The organism is Streptococcus mitis, assembly GCF_003942695.1.
GTDB lineage: Bacteria > Bacillota > Bacilli > Lactobacillales > Streptococcaceae > Streptococcus > Streptococcus mitis_BD.
Map to the genome: position 1 here is coordinate 118,919 of NZ_RJNU01000005.1, position 14,634 is coordinate 133,552.

Genomic DNA, 14,634 nt, shown 5'->3' on the forward strand with positions numbered 1-14,634 from the left:
AATATGGAAGCAATTATCGAGAAAATCAAAGAGTATAAAATCATTGTCATCTGTGCAGGTTTAGGTTTGGCCTTAGGCGGATTTTTCCTACTAAAACCAACGTCGCAAACACCTGTCACAGAAACGAATTTGCAGGCTGAAGTTGCCGCTGTTTCAAAGGATTCATCGGCTGAAAAAGAAGTAAAAAAGGAGGCAAAGGAGGAGTCGGTTGAACAAGATCTAATCACAGTGGATGTCAAAGGTGCTGTTAAATCGCCAGGAATTTATGATTTACCAGTAGGTAGTCGGGTTCATGATGCTGTTCAGAAGGCAGGTGGCTTGACAGAGGAGGCAGATAGCAAGTCGCTCAATCTTGCTCAGAAAGTCAGTGACGAGGCTCTGGTATACGTCCCGAGTAAGGGAGAAGAAGCAGCTAGTCAGCAGTCTGCCTCTGGAACGACTCCTTCAACAAGTAAAGAAAAGAAGGTCAACCTCAATAAAGCTAGTCTGGAAGAACTCAAGCAGGTCAAAGGCCTGGGAGGAAAACGAGCCCAGGATATTATCGACCATCGTGAGGCAAATGGCAAATTCAAGTCGGTAGATGAATTAAAGAAAGTCTCTGGCATTGGAGCAAAGACCATAGAAAAGCTAAAAGATTATGTTACAGTGGACTAAGAGTTTCCCTATCCCCCTAATCTATCTGAGCTTTCTGTTACTCTGGCTTTACTATGCTATTTTTGGAGCGTCCTATCTCGCACTGCTAGGTTTTGTTTTTTTGCTCGTCTGCCTCTTTTTTCAATTTCCATGGAAATCTGCTGGAAAAGTTCTAGCGATTTGTGGAGTTTTTGGATTTTGGTTTCTGTTTCAAACTTGGCAACAGACACAAGCTAGTCAAAACCTAGTGGATTCTGTTGAAAGGGTTCGGATTTTGCCTGACACTATTAAGGTCAATGGAGATAGTCTGTCCTTTCGGGGTAAGGCTGACGGCCGTACCTTCCAAGTTTACTATAAACTCCAGTCCGAGGAGGAGAAAGAGTACTTTCAGGCCTTAACAGACCTTCATGAGATTGAACTAGAAGGAAAACTTTCCGAGCCAGAAGGTCAGAGAAATTTTGGTGGCTTTGACTACCAAGTCTATCTGAAAACTCAAGGGATTTACCAGACACTGACTATCAAGAGAATTCAGTCAGTTAAACAGGTTAGCAGTTGGGATATAGGTGAAAATTTATCAAGTTTACGTCGAAAGGCTATTGTTTGGATCAAGACGCACTTTCCAGACCCTATGCGCAACTATATGACAGGTCTTCTGTTAGGACATCTGGATACGGACTTTGAGGAGATGAATGAACTTTATTCTAGTCTAGGAATTATCCATCTCTTTGCCTTGTCGGGTATGCAGGTGGGCTTTTTCATGGATGCCTTTAAGAAACTCCTCTTGCGATTGGGCTTGACTCAAGAAAAGTTGAAGTGGCTGACCTATCCCTTTTCCCTTATCTATGCAGGTCTGACAGGATTTTCAGCCTCGGTCATTCGCAGTCTCTTGCAAAAGTTACTAGCTCAACATGGTGTTAAGGGCTTGGACAATTTTGCCTTAACAGTCCTTGTCCTTTTTATCATCATGCCCAACTTTTTCCTAACTGCAGGAGGGGTCTTGTCCTGCGCTTATGCTTTTATCTTGACCATGACCAGCAAAGAAGGGGAGGGACTCAAGGCTGTTGCCAGAGAAAGTCTGGTTATTTCCTTGGGAATATTACCCATTCTATCCTTTTATTTTGCAGAATTTCAGCCTTGGTCTATCCTTTTGACCTTTGTCTTTTCCTTTCTGTTTGATGTGGTATTCTTACCGCTTTTGTCCATCTTATTTATTCTGTCTTTTGTTTACCCAGTCACTCAGTTTAACTTTGTCTTTGAGTGGTTGGAGAATATCATTCGCTTGGTATCGCAGCTGGCAAGCAGGCCTTTAGTCTTTGGTCAACCCACCGCATGGCTTTTGATTCTTCTCTTAGTTTCATTAGCCTTGGTCTATGACATGAGGAAAAACATCAAAAGGCTAGCAGGATTTGGTCTCTTTATCGTGGGGCTCTTTTTCTTAACCAAACACCCGCTGGAAAATGAAATCACCATGCTGGATGTTGGGCAAGGGGAAAGTCTTTTCCTACGGGATGTAACAGGTAAAACCATTCTCATAGACGTGGGAGGCAAGGCAGAGTCTGATAAGAAAATCGAAAAATGGCAAGAAAAGGCGACGACCAGCAATGCCCAGCGAACCTTGATTCCCTATCTTAAAAGTCGTGGGGTAGCCAAGATTGACCAGTTGATTTTGACCAACACAGACAAAGAACATGTTGGTGATTTGCTTGAGGTGACCAAGGCTTTCCATGTCGGGGAAATTTTAGTATCAAAAGGAAGTCTGACACAGAAGGAATTTGTAGCAGAACTAGAAGCAAGCCAAACCAAGGTGCGCAGTGTGACAGCAGGGGAGAACTTGCCAATTTTTGGAAGTCAGTTAGAAGTCCTATCTCCAAGGCAGATTGGAGATGGGGATCGTGATGGTTCCCTGGTTCTTTATGGAAAACTCTTGGATAAGCACTTTCTCTTCAGTGGAAACTTGAAAGAGAAGGGAGAGAAGGATCTTTTAAAGCAATATCCTGACTTAGAGGTGGATGTCTTGAAAGTCGGTCAACATGGTTCTAAAACCTCATCAAATCCAGCTTTTCTAGAAAAACTCAACCCAGAGATTTCTCTCATCTCAGTTGGAAAGAACAATCGTGCGAAACTCCCCCATCAGGAAACCTTGACTCGACTAGAAGCAATCAAGAGTAAGATTTACCGAACCGATCAGCAAGGGGCTATCCGCTTTAAAGGATGGAATCGTTGGCAAATCGATAGCGTTCGTTAGGAAGAAACAATCGTGCGAAATTCCCCCATCAGGAAACCTTGACTCGACTAGAAACCATCAAGAGTAAGATTTACCGAACTGACCAGGACGGAGCTATTCGCTTTAAAGGATGGAATAGTTGGCGAATTGAAAGCGTTCGTTAGGAAGAAAAATGTTATATATTAGTGAAATAAATTAAAAATCTGTTGCAGAATACCGAGAAAAACGATATAATGAAAGTGCTTCCAATAGTAAAGATATAAATGCAATGTAAACATGAAAAATCAGCAAAAGTTGTTTCATTAGCCAGTCTATCATCTATTGCCTTTTTCAGTCCAGTGTATCTGCTGTGACAGTTACTAAAAGTTATTGGTATGATTGGAATACCGCTTGGAAGTTTAGTATGAATTACCACGGACGTAAATATGTAAACATTCCAAGATGGTCTGCTTATTACTCTATAATGACTAAAAAGTTGGTCCGATTGATATTATGTTCGTTATGAGGTCATTAACTACTAGGCAGGAAACTATTAATCGTTAAAGAGTGAAAAAAAGGAGGGCTGGATATGTTAAATCTTACTCATGTTACCTTAAAAACGCGACAAGTCATCTTGCAAGATGCGGATTTCACCTTTAAAAAAGGTAGGATTTATGGCCTTCTTGCTATCAATGGCTCGGGAAAGACGACACTGTTCCGAGCTATTAGCAAGCTGCTTCCCCTTAGTAGTGGACATATCGCAGCCTCTCCTTCTTTGTTTTATTATGAGAGTGTTGAATGGCTGGATGGAAACTTAAGTGGGATGGACTACCTTCGTCTCATAAAGAACATCTGGAAGTCAGGCCTGAACTTGAGTGATGAAATCGCCTATTGGGAAATGTCTGACTATATCAGCCTTCCTATTCGTAAGTATTCCTTAGGGATGAAGCAACGCTTGGTGATTGCCATGTATTTCCTCAGTCAGGCGAAATGCTGGCTTATGGATGAGGTAACAAATGGTTTAGACGAGTATTATCGACAGAAGTTTTTTGATAGATTGGCACAAATCAATAGAAAAGAACAGCTGGTTCTTTTAAGTTCCCACTACAAAGAGGAGTTAGTGGAGATTTGCGATAGCATGGTAACCATTCGTCAGGGGCAGATAGAAGAGGTTCCGTTATGAAAGATATTAGTCTATTTTTGTTAAAGAAAGTTTTCAAAAGTCGTTTAAACTGGATTATCTTAGCTTTATTTGCATCTGTACTCGGTGTTACCTTTTATTTAAATAGTCAGACTGCAAACTCACACAGCTTGGAGAGCAGGTTGGAAACTCGTATTGCAGCCAACGAGAGAGCTATCAATGAAAATGAAGAGAAACTCTCCCAAATGTCTGACACCAGCTCGGAGGAATACCAGACTGCTAAAAGTGATTTAGACTTGCAAAAAAATCTTTTGACGCGAAAGAAAGAAATTCTGACTTTATTAAAAGAAGGGCGCTGGAAAGAAGCCTACTATTTGCAGTGGCAAGATGAAGAGAAGAATTATGAATTTGTATCAAATGACCCGACTTCTAGCTCTGAATTAAAAATGGGGGTTGACCGCCAACGGAAGATTTACCAAGCCCTGTATCCCTTGAACATAAAAGCACATACTTTGGAGTTTCCTACCCACGGGATTGATCAGATTGTCTGGATTTTAGAGGCTATCATCCCAAGCTTGTTTGTGATTGCTATTATTTTTATGCTAACACAACTGTTTGCAGAAAGATATCAAAATAATCTTGATACAGCTCAGTTATATCCTTTTTCAAAAGTGACATTTGCCATGTCCTCTCTTGGAGTTGGGATGAGCTATGTAACCGTGCTGTTTATCGGAATCTGTGGCTTTTCTTTTCTAGCAGGAAGTCTGATAAGTGGTTTTGGACAGTTAGATTATCCCTACCCGTTCTATAGCTTAACGAATCAAGAAGTAACTATTGGAAAGATACAAGATGTGTTATTTCCTAGCTTGCTCTTAACTTTCTTAGCCTTTATCGTCATTGTGGAAGTCGTCTACTTGATTGCTTACTTTTTCAAGCAAAAAATGCCTGTCCTCTTTCTTTCACTCATTGGGATTGTTGGCTTATTGTTTGGTATCCAAACGATCCAGCCTCTTCAGAGTATTGCACATCTGATCCCCTTTACTTACTTGCGTTCAGTAGAGATTTTATCTGGAAGATTACCTAAGCAAATTGATAATATCAATCTAAATTGGAGCATGGGGATGGTCTTACTTCCTTGCCTGATTATCCTTTTGTTAGTGGGGATTTTACTTATCGAAAGATGGGGAAGTTCACGTAAAAAGGAAGTTGTTAATAAGTCTTAGCATTCCTATATGGAAGGTGAGGAAAAAACTAACACAGGGAGGGAACCAACTAGGTTCTCTCTTTCTGATGCAGACATCAAGAAGAAAACAGAAAGTTTTTTGAAAAAATGACTTTTTATCTTGACAAGGGATAGAAAACTTGGTATCATATAAAAGTTGAGAAAAGCAGAAGTGAGAGCTTCTCGCCTTGTGACATCAAGTTGCCTGGCCCTACGGATGAAAAGTTTCTAAGAAACGCTATCATAACGTGCGGGCTTGTATTATTACGAGTCCGCTCTTGTTTTTCTCTAATAATAAAAAAGAGGTGAAAACCATAGCAAAGCAAGACTTATTCATCAATGATGAAATTCGTGTACGTGAAGTTCGCTTGATCGGTCTTGAGGGAGAACAGCTAGGCATCAAGCCACTCAGCGAAGCGCAAGCATTGGCTGATAGTGCAAATGTTGACTTAGTATTGATTCAACCCCAAGCCAAACCGCCTGTTGCTAAAATTATGGACTACGGTAAGTTCAAATTTGAGTATCAGAAAAAGCAAAAAGAACAACGTAAAAAACAAAGTGTTGTTACTGTGAAAGAAGTTCGTCTGAGTCCAACTATTGACAAGGGTGACTTTGACACAAAACTTCGCAATGCACGTAAATTCCTTGAAAAAGGAAATAAAGTTAAGGTATCTATTCGCTTTAAGGGTCGTATGATTACCCATAAAGAGATTGGTGCAAAAGTTTTAGCCGAGTTTGCTGAAGCAACACAAGATATTGCGATCATCGAACAACGAGCTAAGATGGATGGACGCCAAATGTTCATGCAGTTGGCGCCAGCAACTGACAAAAAATAATTGTCAGAAAGTTAAATAAAGGAGAAAAAATCATGCCAAAACAAAAAACACACCGCGCATCAGCTAAACGTTTCAAACGTACAGGTTCTGGTGGACTTAAACGTTTCCGTGCTTACACTTCTCACCGTTTCCACGGAAAAACTAAGAAACAACGTCGTCATCTTCGTAAAGCATCTATGGTGCATTCAGGAGATTTCAAACGTATCAAAGCAATGCTTACTCGCTTGAAATAATAGCCTAATAGTAAGTAAACAATTCTAGGAAATATTTGGAGGAAATAAAACATGGCACGTGTTAAAGGTGGCGTTGTATCACGCAAACGTCGTAAACGTATTCTTAAATTAGCAAAAGGTTACTATGGAGCTAAACACATCTTGTTCCGTACTGCAAAAGAACAAGTAATGAACTCTTACTACTATGCATACCGTGACCGTCGTCAGAAAAAACGTGACTTCCGTAAATTGTGGATCACTCGTATCAATGCGGCAGCTCGTTTGAACGGACTTTCATACTCACAATTGATGCATGGTTTGAAATTGGCTGAAATCGAAGTTAACCGTAAAATGCTTGCTGACTTGGCTGTTAATGATGCAGCAGCTTTCACAGCTCTTGCAGATGCAGCTAAAGCAAAACTTGGTAAATAATTACTTTTAAGACTGGAACAGGATTGTCCCAGTCTTTTTAGAAATAAAGGAGAAAGCTATGGCTTCAAAAATGCTACACACTTGCTTGCGAGTAGAAAACCTTGAAAAATCAATCGCATTCTATCAAGATGCTTTTGGTTTTAAAGAATTGCGTCGCAAAGATTTCCCAGATTATGCCTTCACCATTGTCTATCTAGGACTTGAGGGTGATGACTACGAGTTGGAATTGACCTATAACTATGACCACGGTCCCTATGTGGTAGGTGATGGCTTTGCCCATATCGCCCTCAGTACACCTGACCTTGAGGCACTTCACCAAGAACATAGCGCGAAAGGCTATGAGGTTACAGAGCCAAAAGGCCTACCTGGAACCCCACCAAACTATTACTTTGTCAAGGATCCTGATGGCTACAAGGTCGAAGTCATTCGTGAAAAATAATCCAGTGAGGTCAAGTAGAATGTTCGTTTTCTACTTGACTTTTTTTCTTTGAAAGAGTATACTAATACAAATTTAACCTTTAAGGGGAGTCCAGAGAGACTCACAAGGTGTCAGATAAAAGGGATAGGGGACTCTCTGTGGAGACTTTTTAAGTGTGCGCATGAGTTCTAGCCTAACCTGACTGAGGCCTTGCATTAGCAAGGCCTTTTCTTTATCTGGTCCCCTTAAATTTAAGGAGGAAAAGTCATGAATCCCACATGTAAGAAGCGTATGGGTGCGATTCGTTTGGAAACCATGAAGGTGGTCGCACAAGAGGAAATTGCGCCAGCAATCTTTGAATTAGTCCTAGAAGGGGAGATGGTTGAAGCCATGCGATCAGGCCAATTCCTTCATCTGCGCGTGCCTGATGATGCCCATCTCTTGCGCCGTCCTATTTCAATTTCGTCTATTGACAAGGCAAACAAGCAGTGTCATCTTATTTATCGGATTGAAGGTGCTGGGACCGCTATTTTTTCAACCTTAAGTCAGGGAGATACTCTTGATGTGATGGGGCCTCAGGGAAATGGTTTTGACTTGTCTGACTTGGACGACCAGAGCCGAGTTCTCCTCGTTGGTGGTGGGATTGGTGTTCCACCCTTGCTCGAGGTAGCCAAGGAATTGCATGCGCGTGGAGTAAAAGTAGTGACTGTCCTCGGTTTTGCGACTAAGGATGCTGTTATTCTCGAAACCGAATTGTCCCAATATGGTCAGGTCTTTGTAACGACAGATGATGGTTCTTATGGTATCAAGGGAAATGTGTCAGTCGTCATCAATGAATTAGAAAAACAGTTTGACGCCGTCTACTCATGTGGGGCTCCAGGAATGATGAAGTACATCAATCAAAGGTTTTATGACCACCCAAGAGCCTATCTATCTCTAGAATCTCGTATGGCTTGCGGGATGGGGGCCTGCTATGCCTGCGTACTAAAAGTGCCAGATAGTGAGACAGTCAGTCAACGTGTCTGTGAAGATGGCCCTGTTTTCCGTACAGGAACAGTTGTGTTATAAGGAGAAAGTCATGACTACAAATCGCTTACAAGTTTCTCTACCGGGCTTGGACTTGAAAAATCCCATCATACCAGCATCAGGCTGTTTTGGTTTTGGTCAAGAGTATGTCAAGTACTATGATTTGGACCTTTTAGGCTCCATTATGATCAAGGCGACGACACTTGAACCCCGTTTTGGCAATCCAACTCCAAGGGTGGCAGAAACACCTGCTGGTATGCTCAATGCAATCGGCTTGCAAAATCCAGGTTTAGAAGTTGTTTTAGCTGAGAAATTGCCTTGGCTGGAAAGAGAGTATCCTACGCTTCCTATCATCGCAAATGTTGCAGGCTTTTCAAAACAAGAGTACGCTGCCGTTTCTCGAGGAATTTCCAAGGCGGCAAATGTAAAAGCTATCGAGCTCAATATCTCTTGTCCTAATGTGGATCACGGCAATCATGGGCTTTTGATTGGGCAAGATCCTGATCTAGCTTATGAAGTGGTAAAGGCAGCTGTGGAAGCCTCTGATGTACCAGTTTATGTTAAGTTAACCCCTAGTGTGACGGATGTTGTCACCATCGCAAAAGCTGCTGAAGATGCGGGAGCAAGTGGATTAACCATGATCAATACTCTAGTCGGTATGCGCTTTGATCTCAAAACTAGAAAACCAATCTTGGCCAATGGAACGGGTGGGATGTCAGGCCCAGCAGTTTTTCCGGTAGCCCTCAAACTCATTCGCCAAGTAGCTCAAACAACAGACCTGCCCATTATTGGAATGGGAGGAGTGGATTCGGCTGAAGCAGCGCTTGAAATGTATCTGGCTGGGGCATCTGCCATCGGAGTTGGAACAGCCAACTTTACCAATCCTTATGCTTGTCCTGATATCATCGAACATCTGCCAAAAGTCATGGACAAATATGGCATTAGCAGCTTGGAAGATCTCCGTCGAGAAGTTAAAGCCAGTCTGAGATAAACTAGGTCTTCCTTATTCTCAACAAGACATAGAATCTTCATCAATTTGTAATATTTCCGTTAGTCAACTATGTTACAATAGGTTTTATAAAATAGTAATAGTGTAGATCGTTTTCTACTGAGGAGAATAAAATGAAGAAGATACTACTTGCAAGTACTGTCGTTCTTTCTATGGCAGGATTTGCAAAGACATCTGTATATGCTGAAGAATCTCAGATTACGAAAAAAACTCAGACCACAGATGTAGTCGAGAAAAAAGAAGAAGCTGTTCCCAAGAAAGAAGTTCCTAAAGTCGAGGCGAAGAAAGAGCCAGCTGTAAAAGAGGAAAATCCTTCCAAAAAGGAAAAAAAGGAGGAAGTTATCAAGGAAGGTTGGCAGAAAGAACAAGGAAACTGGCGTTTTTATGAAAATAACCAGCCTGTCGTAAACTGGAAAAAAATTAGTGGCACTTGGTATTACTTTGATAAAAATGGCATTATGCTCAGTAATACCATAGTTGATGATTACCTTGTCAAAGGTAACGGTGCTATGGCAGAAAATGCTTGGGTGAAAATATCTGACAAGTGGTACTATGCCACAGCTTCAGGAAAGATTTCTCGCGACAAATGGGAAAAGATTGAAGGTGTCTGGTATTACTTTGATAAAGAAGGTGTCATGCTTAGTCGCACCATCTATAATGACTATCTCTTCCAAGGTAGTGGTGCCATGGCAGAAAATGATTGGGTAAAAATATCTGACAAGTGGTACTATGCAACAGCTTCAGGCAAGATTTCTCGCAATAAATGGGAAAAGATTGAAGGTGTCTGGTATTACTTTGATAAAGATGGTGTCATGCTTAGTCGCACCATCTATAATGACTATCTCTTCCAAGGTAATGGTGCCATGGCAGAAAATGATTGGGTGAAAATATCTGACAAGTGGTACTATGCTACAGCTTCGGGAAAAATTTCTCGTAATAAATGGGAAAAAATCAAAGGGGCATGGTACTATTTCAATAGCGATGGTGTGATGGCAAGTAGCCAGTGGAAAAGTGACTACTATCTGAAAGATAGTGGCGCTATGGCGGAAAAAGAGTGGATTTTTGATAAATCCTACAATAGCTGGTTTTACTTGAAGTCAGATGGGGCCTACGCTTCCCATGAATGGATTGGTTCATACTACCTTAAATCAGGTGGCTATATGGCCAAAAATGAATGGATTTTTGACAAAGATTACGATGCTTGGTACTATCTAAAAGATGATGGTCGATACGTAACAGGTACTTTTAAGATCAAAGGCAAAGAGTATTCCTTCCAGAATAATGGGAAGTGGATCTCAGAGGCAAAATATTACAAAGTGAAACCAATTACTGCTTATGTTTATAGCGCTTCTGGTGAAAGATTGAGTTATGTATCGCAAGGAACCATAGTTTCACTTGGGGATGCCCAATCTAAAAAAGATAGTCAAATACCAGTCAATATTTCTGGTTTATCCGGCTTCATGAATAAAAGTGATTTAGTAGCTATTGATAAAGATAGTGAATTTGTCCCTCATTATACAAGTGATGGCAAGTATTTTTACCATGAGTTATCACCTTATGTGAGTCTTCGTGTTGCGCCACATAGCTCAGCTATGACCATTGGTAAGAAATATTATTCAACTGATGGAATTCATTTTGATGGCTTTACCATTGAAAATCCTTTCCTCTTTAGAAATTTGACCAAGCCAAGTAATTACAGCGCAGCTGAATTGGATAAAATTTATTCTTTGATGAATATTCGGGATAGTCGCCTCGCTGGTAAGGGAGCTGTTTTTAAGGAAGCTGAGGAACGCTATGGTGTAAATGCTCTTTACTTAATGGCTCATAGTGCACTTGAGAGTGCTTGGGGACGGAGCCAGATTGCCAAGGATAAGAATAATTTCTTTGGAATTGCGGCTTATGATTCGAGCCCATATGCCTCAGCCAAAAAATTTGATGATGTGGATAAGGGGATCCTCGGCGCGGCTAAGTGGATTCGTGAGAACTACATTGACTATGGACGAGACCATCTTGGAAACAAGGCTTCTGGTATGAATGTACGCTATGCTTCTGATCCATACTGGGGTGAGAAAATAGCCAGCATCATGATGACCATTAACAGTAAACTTGGTGGGAAAGATTAATCAAAAGAAATCAACGGTAACTACTGAAAAGTGGTTATCGTTTTGTTTTGGGCATTGAAGTGAAAATAGTATAATAACAGCTTCTTTATTCTTGAACAATTAACAAAATGATAGTAAAATGTAATAGGTGATATTAATCTAATTACTATATAAAAAGGAGAATTTTATGAAAAAGTTACTATCCTTCTCAATTGCCTTACTTTCCATCACAATACTAGTTGCTTGTTCTGGACATAAGGCGGAATCAAAGGTCCCAGAAGAAAAAATTGAACAGAAGCAAATCAAGTTTGATGAGAAGTTGTTTAAAGAAGCTGGACTCTTGCCTTTTAAAAATGAGAAGCAACTAGAACTTGGGGAATTGGATTCTAAATCACGCGCAACGGGTGCTCATATTCAACTTAAGGACAGCGATGAGCCAACTGAGAAGAGAGAGCCTAAGATAAGTTATAACCCGGTTGGTTGGCACAACTATAATTTTTATTATGGAGATGGCTCTAAAAAGGCTTGGTTGATGAATCGAGGCCACTTAATTGGTTACCAGTTTAGCGGATTGAACGATGAAAAGAAAAACTTGGTTCCGATGACTAACTGGCTCAATGCTGGTACATATTATGGTACAGATAATACAAATCAAGAAAGTATGCTTTATTATGAAAATCGATTGGACTCATGGTTGGCCAATCACCCAAACTACTATCTTGATTATAAGGTGACCCCAATCTATCAAAAAGATGAACTGATTCCGAGACAGATTGAATTGCAGTATGTGGGAATAGATGAAAATGGTAAACTCTTGGAAATCAAGTTGGGTGGTAGTAAGGAAAAGGTTGATCAGTATTCGGTGACGCATGTCGTTTTAGACAATGTTTCAGCTAATGCGGAAATCAATTACTTAGATGGTACGGCTAAAAATACAGTCGAAAACAAAGAAGAAAAAGCTAAGAAGGAAGCTGAGGAAAAAGCCAAGAAAGAGGCTGAAGAAAAAGAAGCCGCTGAAAAGAAAGCAAAAGAAGAAGAACAGGAAAAAGCTCGCCAAGCCGCACAAGAAAAGGAAGAAAGCCAGGAATCAAACTCGCCATCTACAAATTCAGGTGGCTACTTTAGAGATAAAAACGGAAGATGGCACAGACCAAATGGTAAATTTGCTTCCAAGAAAGAAATTAGAGAAGCCGGATTGCAGTGGTAGGAAGAAATTTAGTAGATATACAGTCAAAAAGCCGTTGGAAAACGGTTTTTTGTTGCTTGTTTTGGTGTATTATAGTAAAATTGTGAAGATATTAAATACTTTTTGGAGATTAAAATGAAGAAAAAAATAATGATATTGTCAATGTGTCTCATCATAGGAATTTCTGGTCTGGGATACTATTTCTTATCCTATGCACCACATCAAGCTGCTGTAACTAAGTTTGAAGATGTAGTAAAGGATTTAAATGAAAAAAATAAAGAAGTTGAAGATCAGATAGCTGAGGCTGAAAAAGTTATTGATAATGATGAAGAACCTCTTGATTCTAAGACATTGGAAAAATTGAAATCAACTATAAAGGATAGCAAAGATTCACTTCGTAAAATACCAGATATTGAAAAACAAACTGAGCAAATTGAAAAGCAAATTGAAGAATTAAGTCAACCATTAGATTATAGTGAAATAAAAAAGAATTTATCTGAAAAATTGACTCACTATCAAAATAGCATTCTTCAATTAAAACAAATTACAAATCCTTCAAGTTCTTTTATCGAAGAAAGACTTAAAGAAATTGAATCAATTACTGGAGTACAATCTGTTACGGAGGATAATGACCCCAATAAAAAATTAAATAAACAAGGAGGGTATACAGCGTCTGTATATTTTGTTGACAAGCAAGTGAATGAATCTGTAGAAGGCTCAGATATTGTTCAAAAAGGTAATGATGCTGGTGGAAATATAGAAGTTTATAAGACAAAAGAAGATGCAGAGAAACGCAATACTTATATTAGTGCTTTTGATGGAACTGCCTTGAATCCGGGATCACACTATGTTTATGGAACCATATTAATTCGCACTTCGCACCATTTAACAGGAACGCAACAGAAAGAACTGACTGAGAAAATCTACAATAAATTGATTGAACTGAAATAATAAAAAAATTGGATAGCTATTTGTTTTATTGAACTAAGACACAGTCAAAAAGCCGTTGAAAAACGGTTTTTTGTTATAATTAAATGAAGAATGTAGAATTGAAGGAGAGCATCATGACATTTGAAGAAATCCTGCCTGGGTTAAAGGCTAAGAAAAAATATGTACGAACTGGTTGGGGAGGGGCTGAAAACTATATCCAACTCTTTGACACTATCGAACAAAACGGGATCGCACTTGAAGTGACGCCCTATTTCCTAATCAACGTGTCTGGAGAAGGGGAAGGTTTTTCCATGTGGAGTCCGACACCTTGTGATGTTTTGGCGACGGATTGGGTAGAAGTGCATGACTAGACGTGTATTGATTACGGGAGTAAGTTCAGGGATTGGTCTGGCTCAAGCCCGCCTCTTTTTAGAGAAGGGTTATCAAGTATATGGAGTTGACCAAGGTGAAAATCCATTCTTGGAGGGTGATTTTCACTTTTTACAGAGAGATTTAACCTTGGACTTGGAGCCTATTTTTGACTGGTGTCCTTATGTGGATGTTTTGTGCAATACTGCAGGGGTTTTGGATGATTACAAACCACTTTTGGATCAAACAGCCCAGGAAATTCAAGAAATTTTTGAAATCAACTATGTGACTCCTGTTGAGTTGACTCGCTATTATTTGACGCAAATGCTAGAGAATAAAAAAGGGACCATTATCAATATGTGTTCGATTGCTTCAAGTCTAGCTGGCGGAGGTGGTCACGCCTATACCTCGTCTAAGCACGCCTTAGCTGGCTTTACCAAGCAGTTGGCTCTAGACTATGCTGAGGATGGTATTCAGGTCTTTGGGATTGCTCCAGGGGCAGTCAAGACAGCTATGACCGCTGCCGACTTTGAACCAGGTGGCTTAGCTGACTGGGTGGCTAGTGAAACGCCCATCAAACGCTGGATTGAGCCAGAGGAAGTAGCAGTGATTAGCCTTTTCTTAGCAAGTGGAAAAGCGAGCGCCATGCAAGGACAAATCCTGACTATTGATGGTGGCTGGAGTTTGAAGTAGGAGGAGATTTATTGAAAAAGATAGATTTTATAACTAGATTAAAGTCCCTTACCTCTTATCTAGCTAAAAACAAGTTTTATTTTTCATTTATAATATTATTTACAATATGTGGAATGTGTGTTCTTTTTAATATTACCATAGGAATCATTTTATTTCTTGTGATTTTTATTATAAATATATTTCTTTGTAAAAAATATTATAGTTGGACTGCTACCATAATAG

At 40.0% G+C, this 14,634-nt stretch carries 16 protein-coding genes, 1 pseudogene and 1 other annotated feature; all 17 genes and pseudogenes read left to right on the plus strand.

Annotation, left to right across the window (positions count from 1 at the left end; all coding sequences use genetic code 11):
- The first annotated feature begins 3 nt into the window (after window positions 1–3).
- Window positions 4–654 (plus strand): helix-hairpin-helix domain-containing protein, encoded by a 651-nt coding sequence (locus tag D8852_RS05505; RefSeq protein WP_125425813.1) that lies wholly within the window; start codon window positions 4–6, stop codon window positions 652–654.
- Entirely contained in the window at window positions 638–2,878 is a 2,241-nt protein-coding gene (locus D8852_RS05510) for a DNA internalization-related competence protein ComEC/Rec2 (RefSeq protein ID WP_125425811.1), read from the plus strand. Before D8852_RS05505 ends, D8852_RS05510 begins: the two co-directional genes overlap by 17 nt.
- Window positions 2,878–3,021: pseudogene (locus D8852_RS10260) on the plus strand (metallo-beta-lactamase); the annotation flags it as partial. The gene D8852_RS05510 and the pseudogene D8852_RS10260, both read left to right, overlap by 1 nt.
- Window positions 3,022–3,425: 404 nt before the next feature.
- Complete coding sequence (locus tag D8852_RS05515) at window positions 3,426–4,019, plus strand: ATP-binding cassette domain-containing protein (protein ID WP_125399156.1); 594 nt, start codon at window positions 3,426–3,428, stop codon at window positions 4,017–4,019.
- Window positions 4,016–5,200 (plus strand): hypothetical protein, encoded by a 1,185-nt coding sequence (locus D8852_RS05520; RefSeq protein ID WP_125425809.1) that lies wholly within the window; start codon window positions 4,016–4,018, stop codon window positions 5,198–5,200. The genes D8852_RS05515 and D8852_RS05520 overlap by 4 nt, the downstream gene beginning before the upstream one ends.
- Window positions 5,201–5,357: 157 nt before the next feature.
- Window positions 5,358–5,489: a sequence feature (ribosomal protein L20 leader region), on the plus strand.
- Between the two features lie 15 nt (window positions 5,490–5,504).
- Window positions 5,505–6,035, plus strand: a complete 531-nt coding sequence (gene infC, locus D8852_RS05525; protein ID WP_000848184.1) for a translation initiation factor IF-3 — start codon at window positions 5,505–5,507, stop codon at window positions 6,033–6,035.
- Between the two features lie 32 nt (window positions 6,036–6,067).
- Window positions 6,068–6,268, plus strand: coding sequence for a 50S ribosomal protein L35 (gene rpmI / locus D8852_RS05530; protein ID WP_001125942.1), 201 nt, complete (start codon window positions 6,068–6,070; stop codon window positions 6,266–6,268).
- Window positions 6,269–6,319: 51 nt separating this feature from the next.
- Window positions 6,320–6,679: a 50S ribosomal protein L20 gene (gene rplT, locus D8852_RS05535; protein ID WP_000124830.1), complete on the plus strand. Its 360-nt coding sequence runs from the start codon at window positions 6,320–6,322 to the stop codon at window positions 6,677–6,679.
- A gap of 58 nt (window positions 6,680–6,737) precedes the next feature.
- Entirely contained in the window at window positions 6,738–7,118 is a 381-nt protein-coding gene (locus tag D8852_RS05540) for a VOC family protein (protein WP_000157143.1), read from the plus strand.
- A gap of 246 nt (window positions 7,119–7,364) precedes the next feature.
- A complete protein-coding gene (locus D8852_RS05545) occupies window positions 7,365–8,165 on the plus strand; it encodes a dihydroorotate dehydrogenase electron transfer subunit (RefSeq protein ID WP_125425807.1) in 801 nt (266 codons plus the stop codon).
- Window positions 8,128–9,114, plus strand: coding sequence for a dihydroorotate dehydrogenase (locus tag D8852_RS05550; protein WP_185755585.1), 987 nt, complete (start codon window positions 8,128–8,130; stop codon window positions 9,112–9,114). Before D8852_RS05545 ends, D8852_RS05550 begins: the two co-directional genes overlap by 38 nt.
- 131 nt (window positions 9,115–9,245) lie before the next feature.
- Complete coding sequence (locus tag D8852_RS05555) at window positions 9,246–11,255, plus strand: glucosaminidase domain-containing protein (protein WP_125425803.1); 2,010 nt, start codon at window positions 9,246–9,248, stop codon at window positions 11,253–11,255.
- A gap of 166 nt (window positions 11,256–11,421) precedes the next feature.
- Window positions 11,422–12,441, plus strand: a complete 1,020-nt coding sequence (locus D8852_RS05560; protein WP_125425801.1) for a DNA/RNA non-specific endonuclease — start codon at window positions 11,422–11,424, stop codon at window positions 12,439–12,441.
- 114 nt (window positions 12,442–12,555) lie between these two features.
- Window positions 12,556–13,371 carry an EbhA gene (locus tag D8852_RS05565; protein WP_125833832.1) on the plus strand — a complete coding sequence of 272 codons (816 nt, stop codon included), beginning with the start codon at window positions 12,556–12,558 and terminating at the stop codon, window positions 13,369–13,371.
- A gap of 113 nt (window positions 13,372–13,484) precedes the next feature.
- Window positions 13,485–13,721 (plus strand): DUF2829 domain-containing protein, encoded by a 237-nt coding sequence (locus D8852_RS05570; RefSeq protein WP_125425797.1) that lies wholly within the window; start codon window positions 13,485–13,487, stop codon window positions 13,719–13,721.
- On the plus strand, window positions 13,714–14,412 hold the full coding sequence (locus D8852_RS05575) for a 3-oxoacyl-ACP reductase (protein ID WP_125425795.1): 699 nt from the start codon (window positions 13,714–13,716) through the stop codon (window positions 14,410–14,412). The genes D8852_RS05570 and D8852_RS05575 overlap by 8 nt, the downstream gene beginning before the upstream one ends.
- 11 nt (window positions 14,413–14,423) lie before the next feature.
- Window positions 14,424–14,634 (plus strand): hypothetical protein (locus D8852_RS10085; RefSeq protein ID WP_221762949.1); only part of this gene is annotated, 211 nt, incomplete at its 3' end.

What these genes read in the sequence shown, in the direction of transcription:
- D8852_RS05505 (WP_125425813.1), top strand. Translation starts at nt 4, where the DNA reads ATGGAAGCAATTATCGAGAAAATCAAAGAGTATAAAATCATTGTCATC.
- D8852_RS05510 (WP_125425811.1), top strand. Translation starts at nt 638, where the DNA reads ATGTTACAGTGGACTAAGAGTTTCCCTATCCCCCTAATCTATCTGAGC.
- D8852_RS05515 (WP_125399156.1), top strand. Translation starts at nt 3,426, where the DNA reads ATGTTAAATCTTACTCATGTTACCTTAAAAACGCGACAAGTCATCTTG.
- D8852_RS05520 (WP_125425809.1), top strand. Translation starts at nt 4,016, where the DNA reads ATGAAAGATATTAGTCTATTTTTGTTAAAGAAAGTTTTCAAAAGTCGT.
- rpmI (WP_001125942.1), top strand. Translation starts at nt 6,068, where the DNA reads ATGCCAAAACAAAAAACACACCGCGCATCAGCTAAACGTTTCAAACGT.
- rplT (WP_000124830.1), top strand. Translation starts at nt 6,320, where the DNA reads ATGGCACGTGTTAAAGGTGGCGTTGTATCACGCAAACGTCGTAAACGT.
- D8852_RS05540 (WP_000157143.1), top strand. Translation starts at nt 6,738, where the DNA reads ATGGCTTCAAAAATGCTACACACTTGCTTGCGAGTAGAAAACCTTGAA.
- D8852_RS05545 (WP_125425807.1), top strand. Translation starts at nt 7,365, where the DNA reads ATGAATCCCACATGTAAGAAGCGTATGGGTGCGATTCGTTTGGAAACC.
- D8852_RS05550 (WP_185755585.1), top strand. Translation starts at nt 8,128, where the DNA reads ATGGCCCTGTTTTCCGTACAGGAACAGTTGTGTTATAAGGAGAAAGTC.
- D8852_RS05555 (WP_125425803.1), top strand. Translation starts at nt 9,246, where the DNA reads ATGAAGAAGATACTACTTGCAAGTACTGTCGTTCTTTCTATGGCAGGA.
- D8852_RS05560 (WP_125425801.1), top strand. Translation starts at nt 11,422, where the DNA reads ATGAAAAAGTTACTATCCTTCTCAATTGCCTTACTTTCCATCACAATA.
- D8852_RS05565 (WP_125833832.1), top strand. Translation starts at nt 12,556, where the DNA reads ATGAAGAAAAAAATAATGATATTGTCAATGTGTCTCATCATAGGAATT.
- D8852_RS05570 (WP_125425797.1), top strand. Translation starts at nt 13,485, where the DNA reads ATGACATTTGAAGAAATCCTGCCTGGGTTAAAGGCTAAGAAAAAATAT.
- D8852_RS05575 (WP_125425795.1), top strand. Translation starts at nt 13,714, where the DNA reads ATGACTAGACGTGTATTGATTACGGGAGTAAGTTCAGGGATTGGTCTG.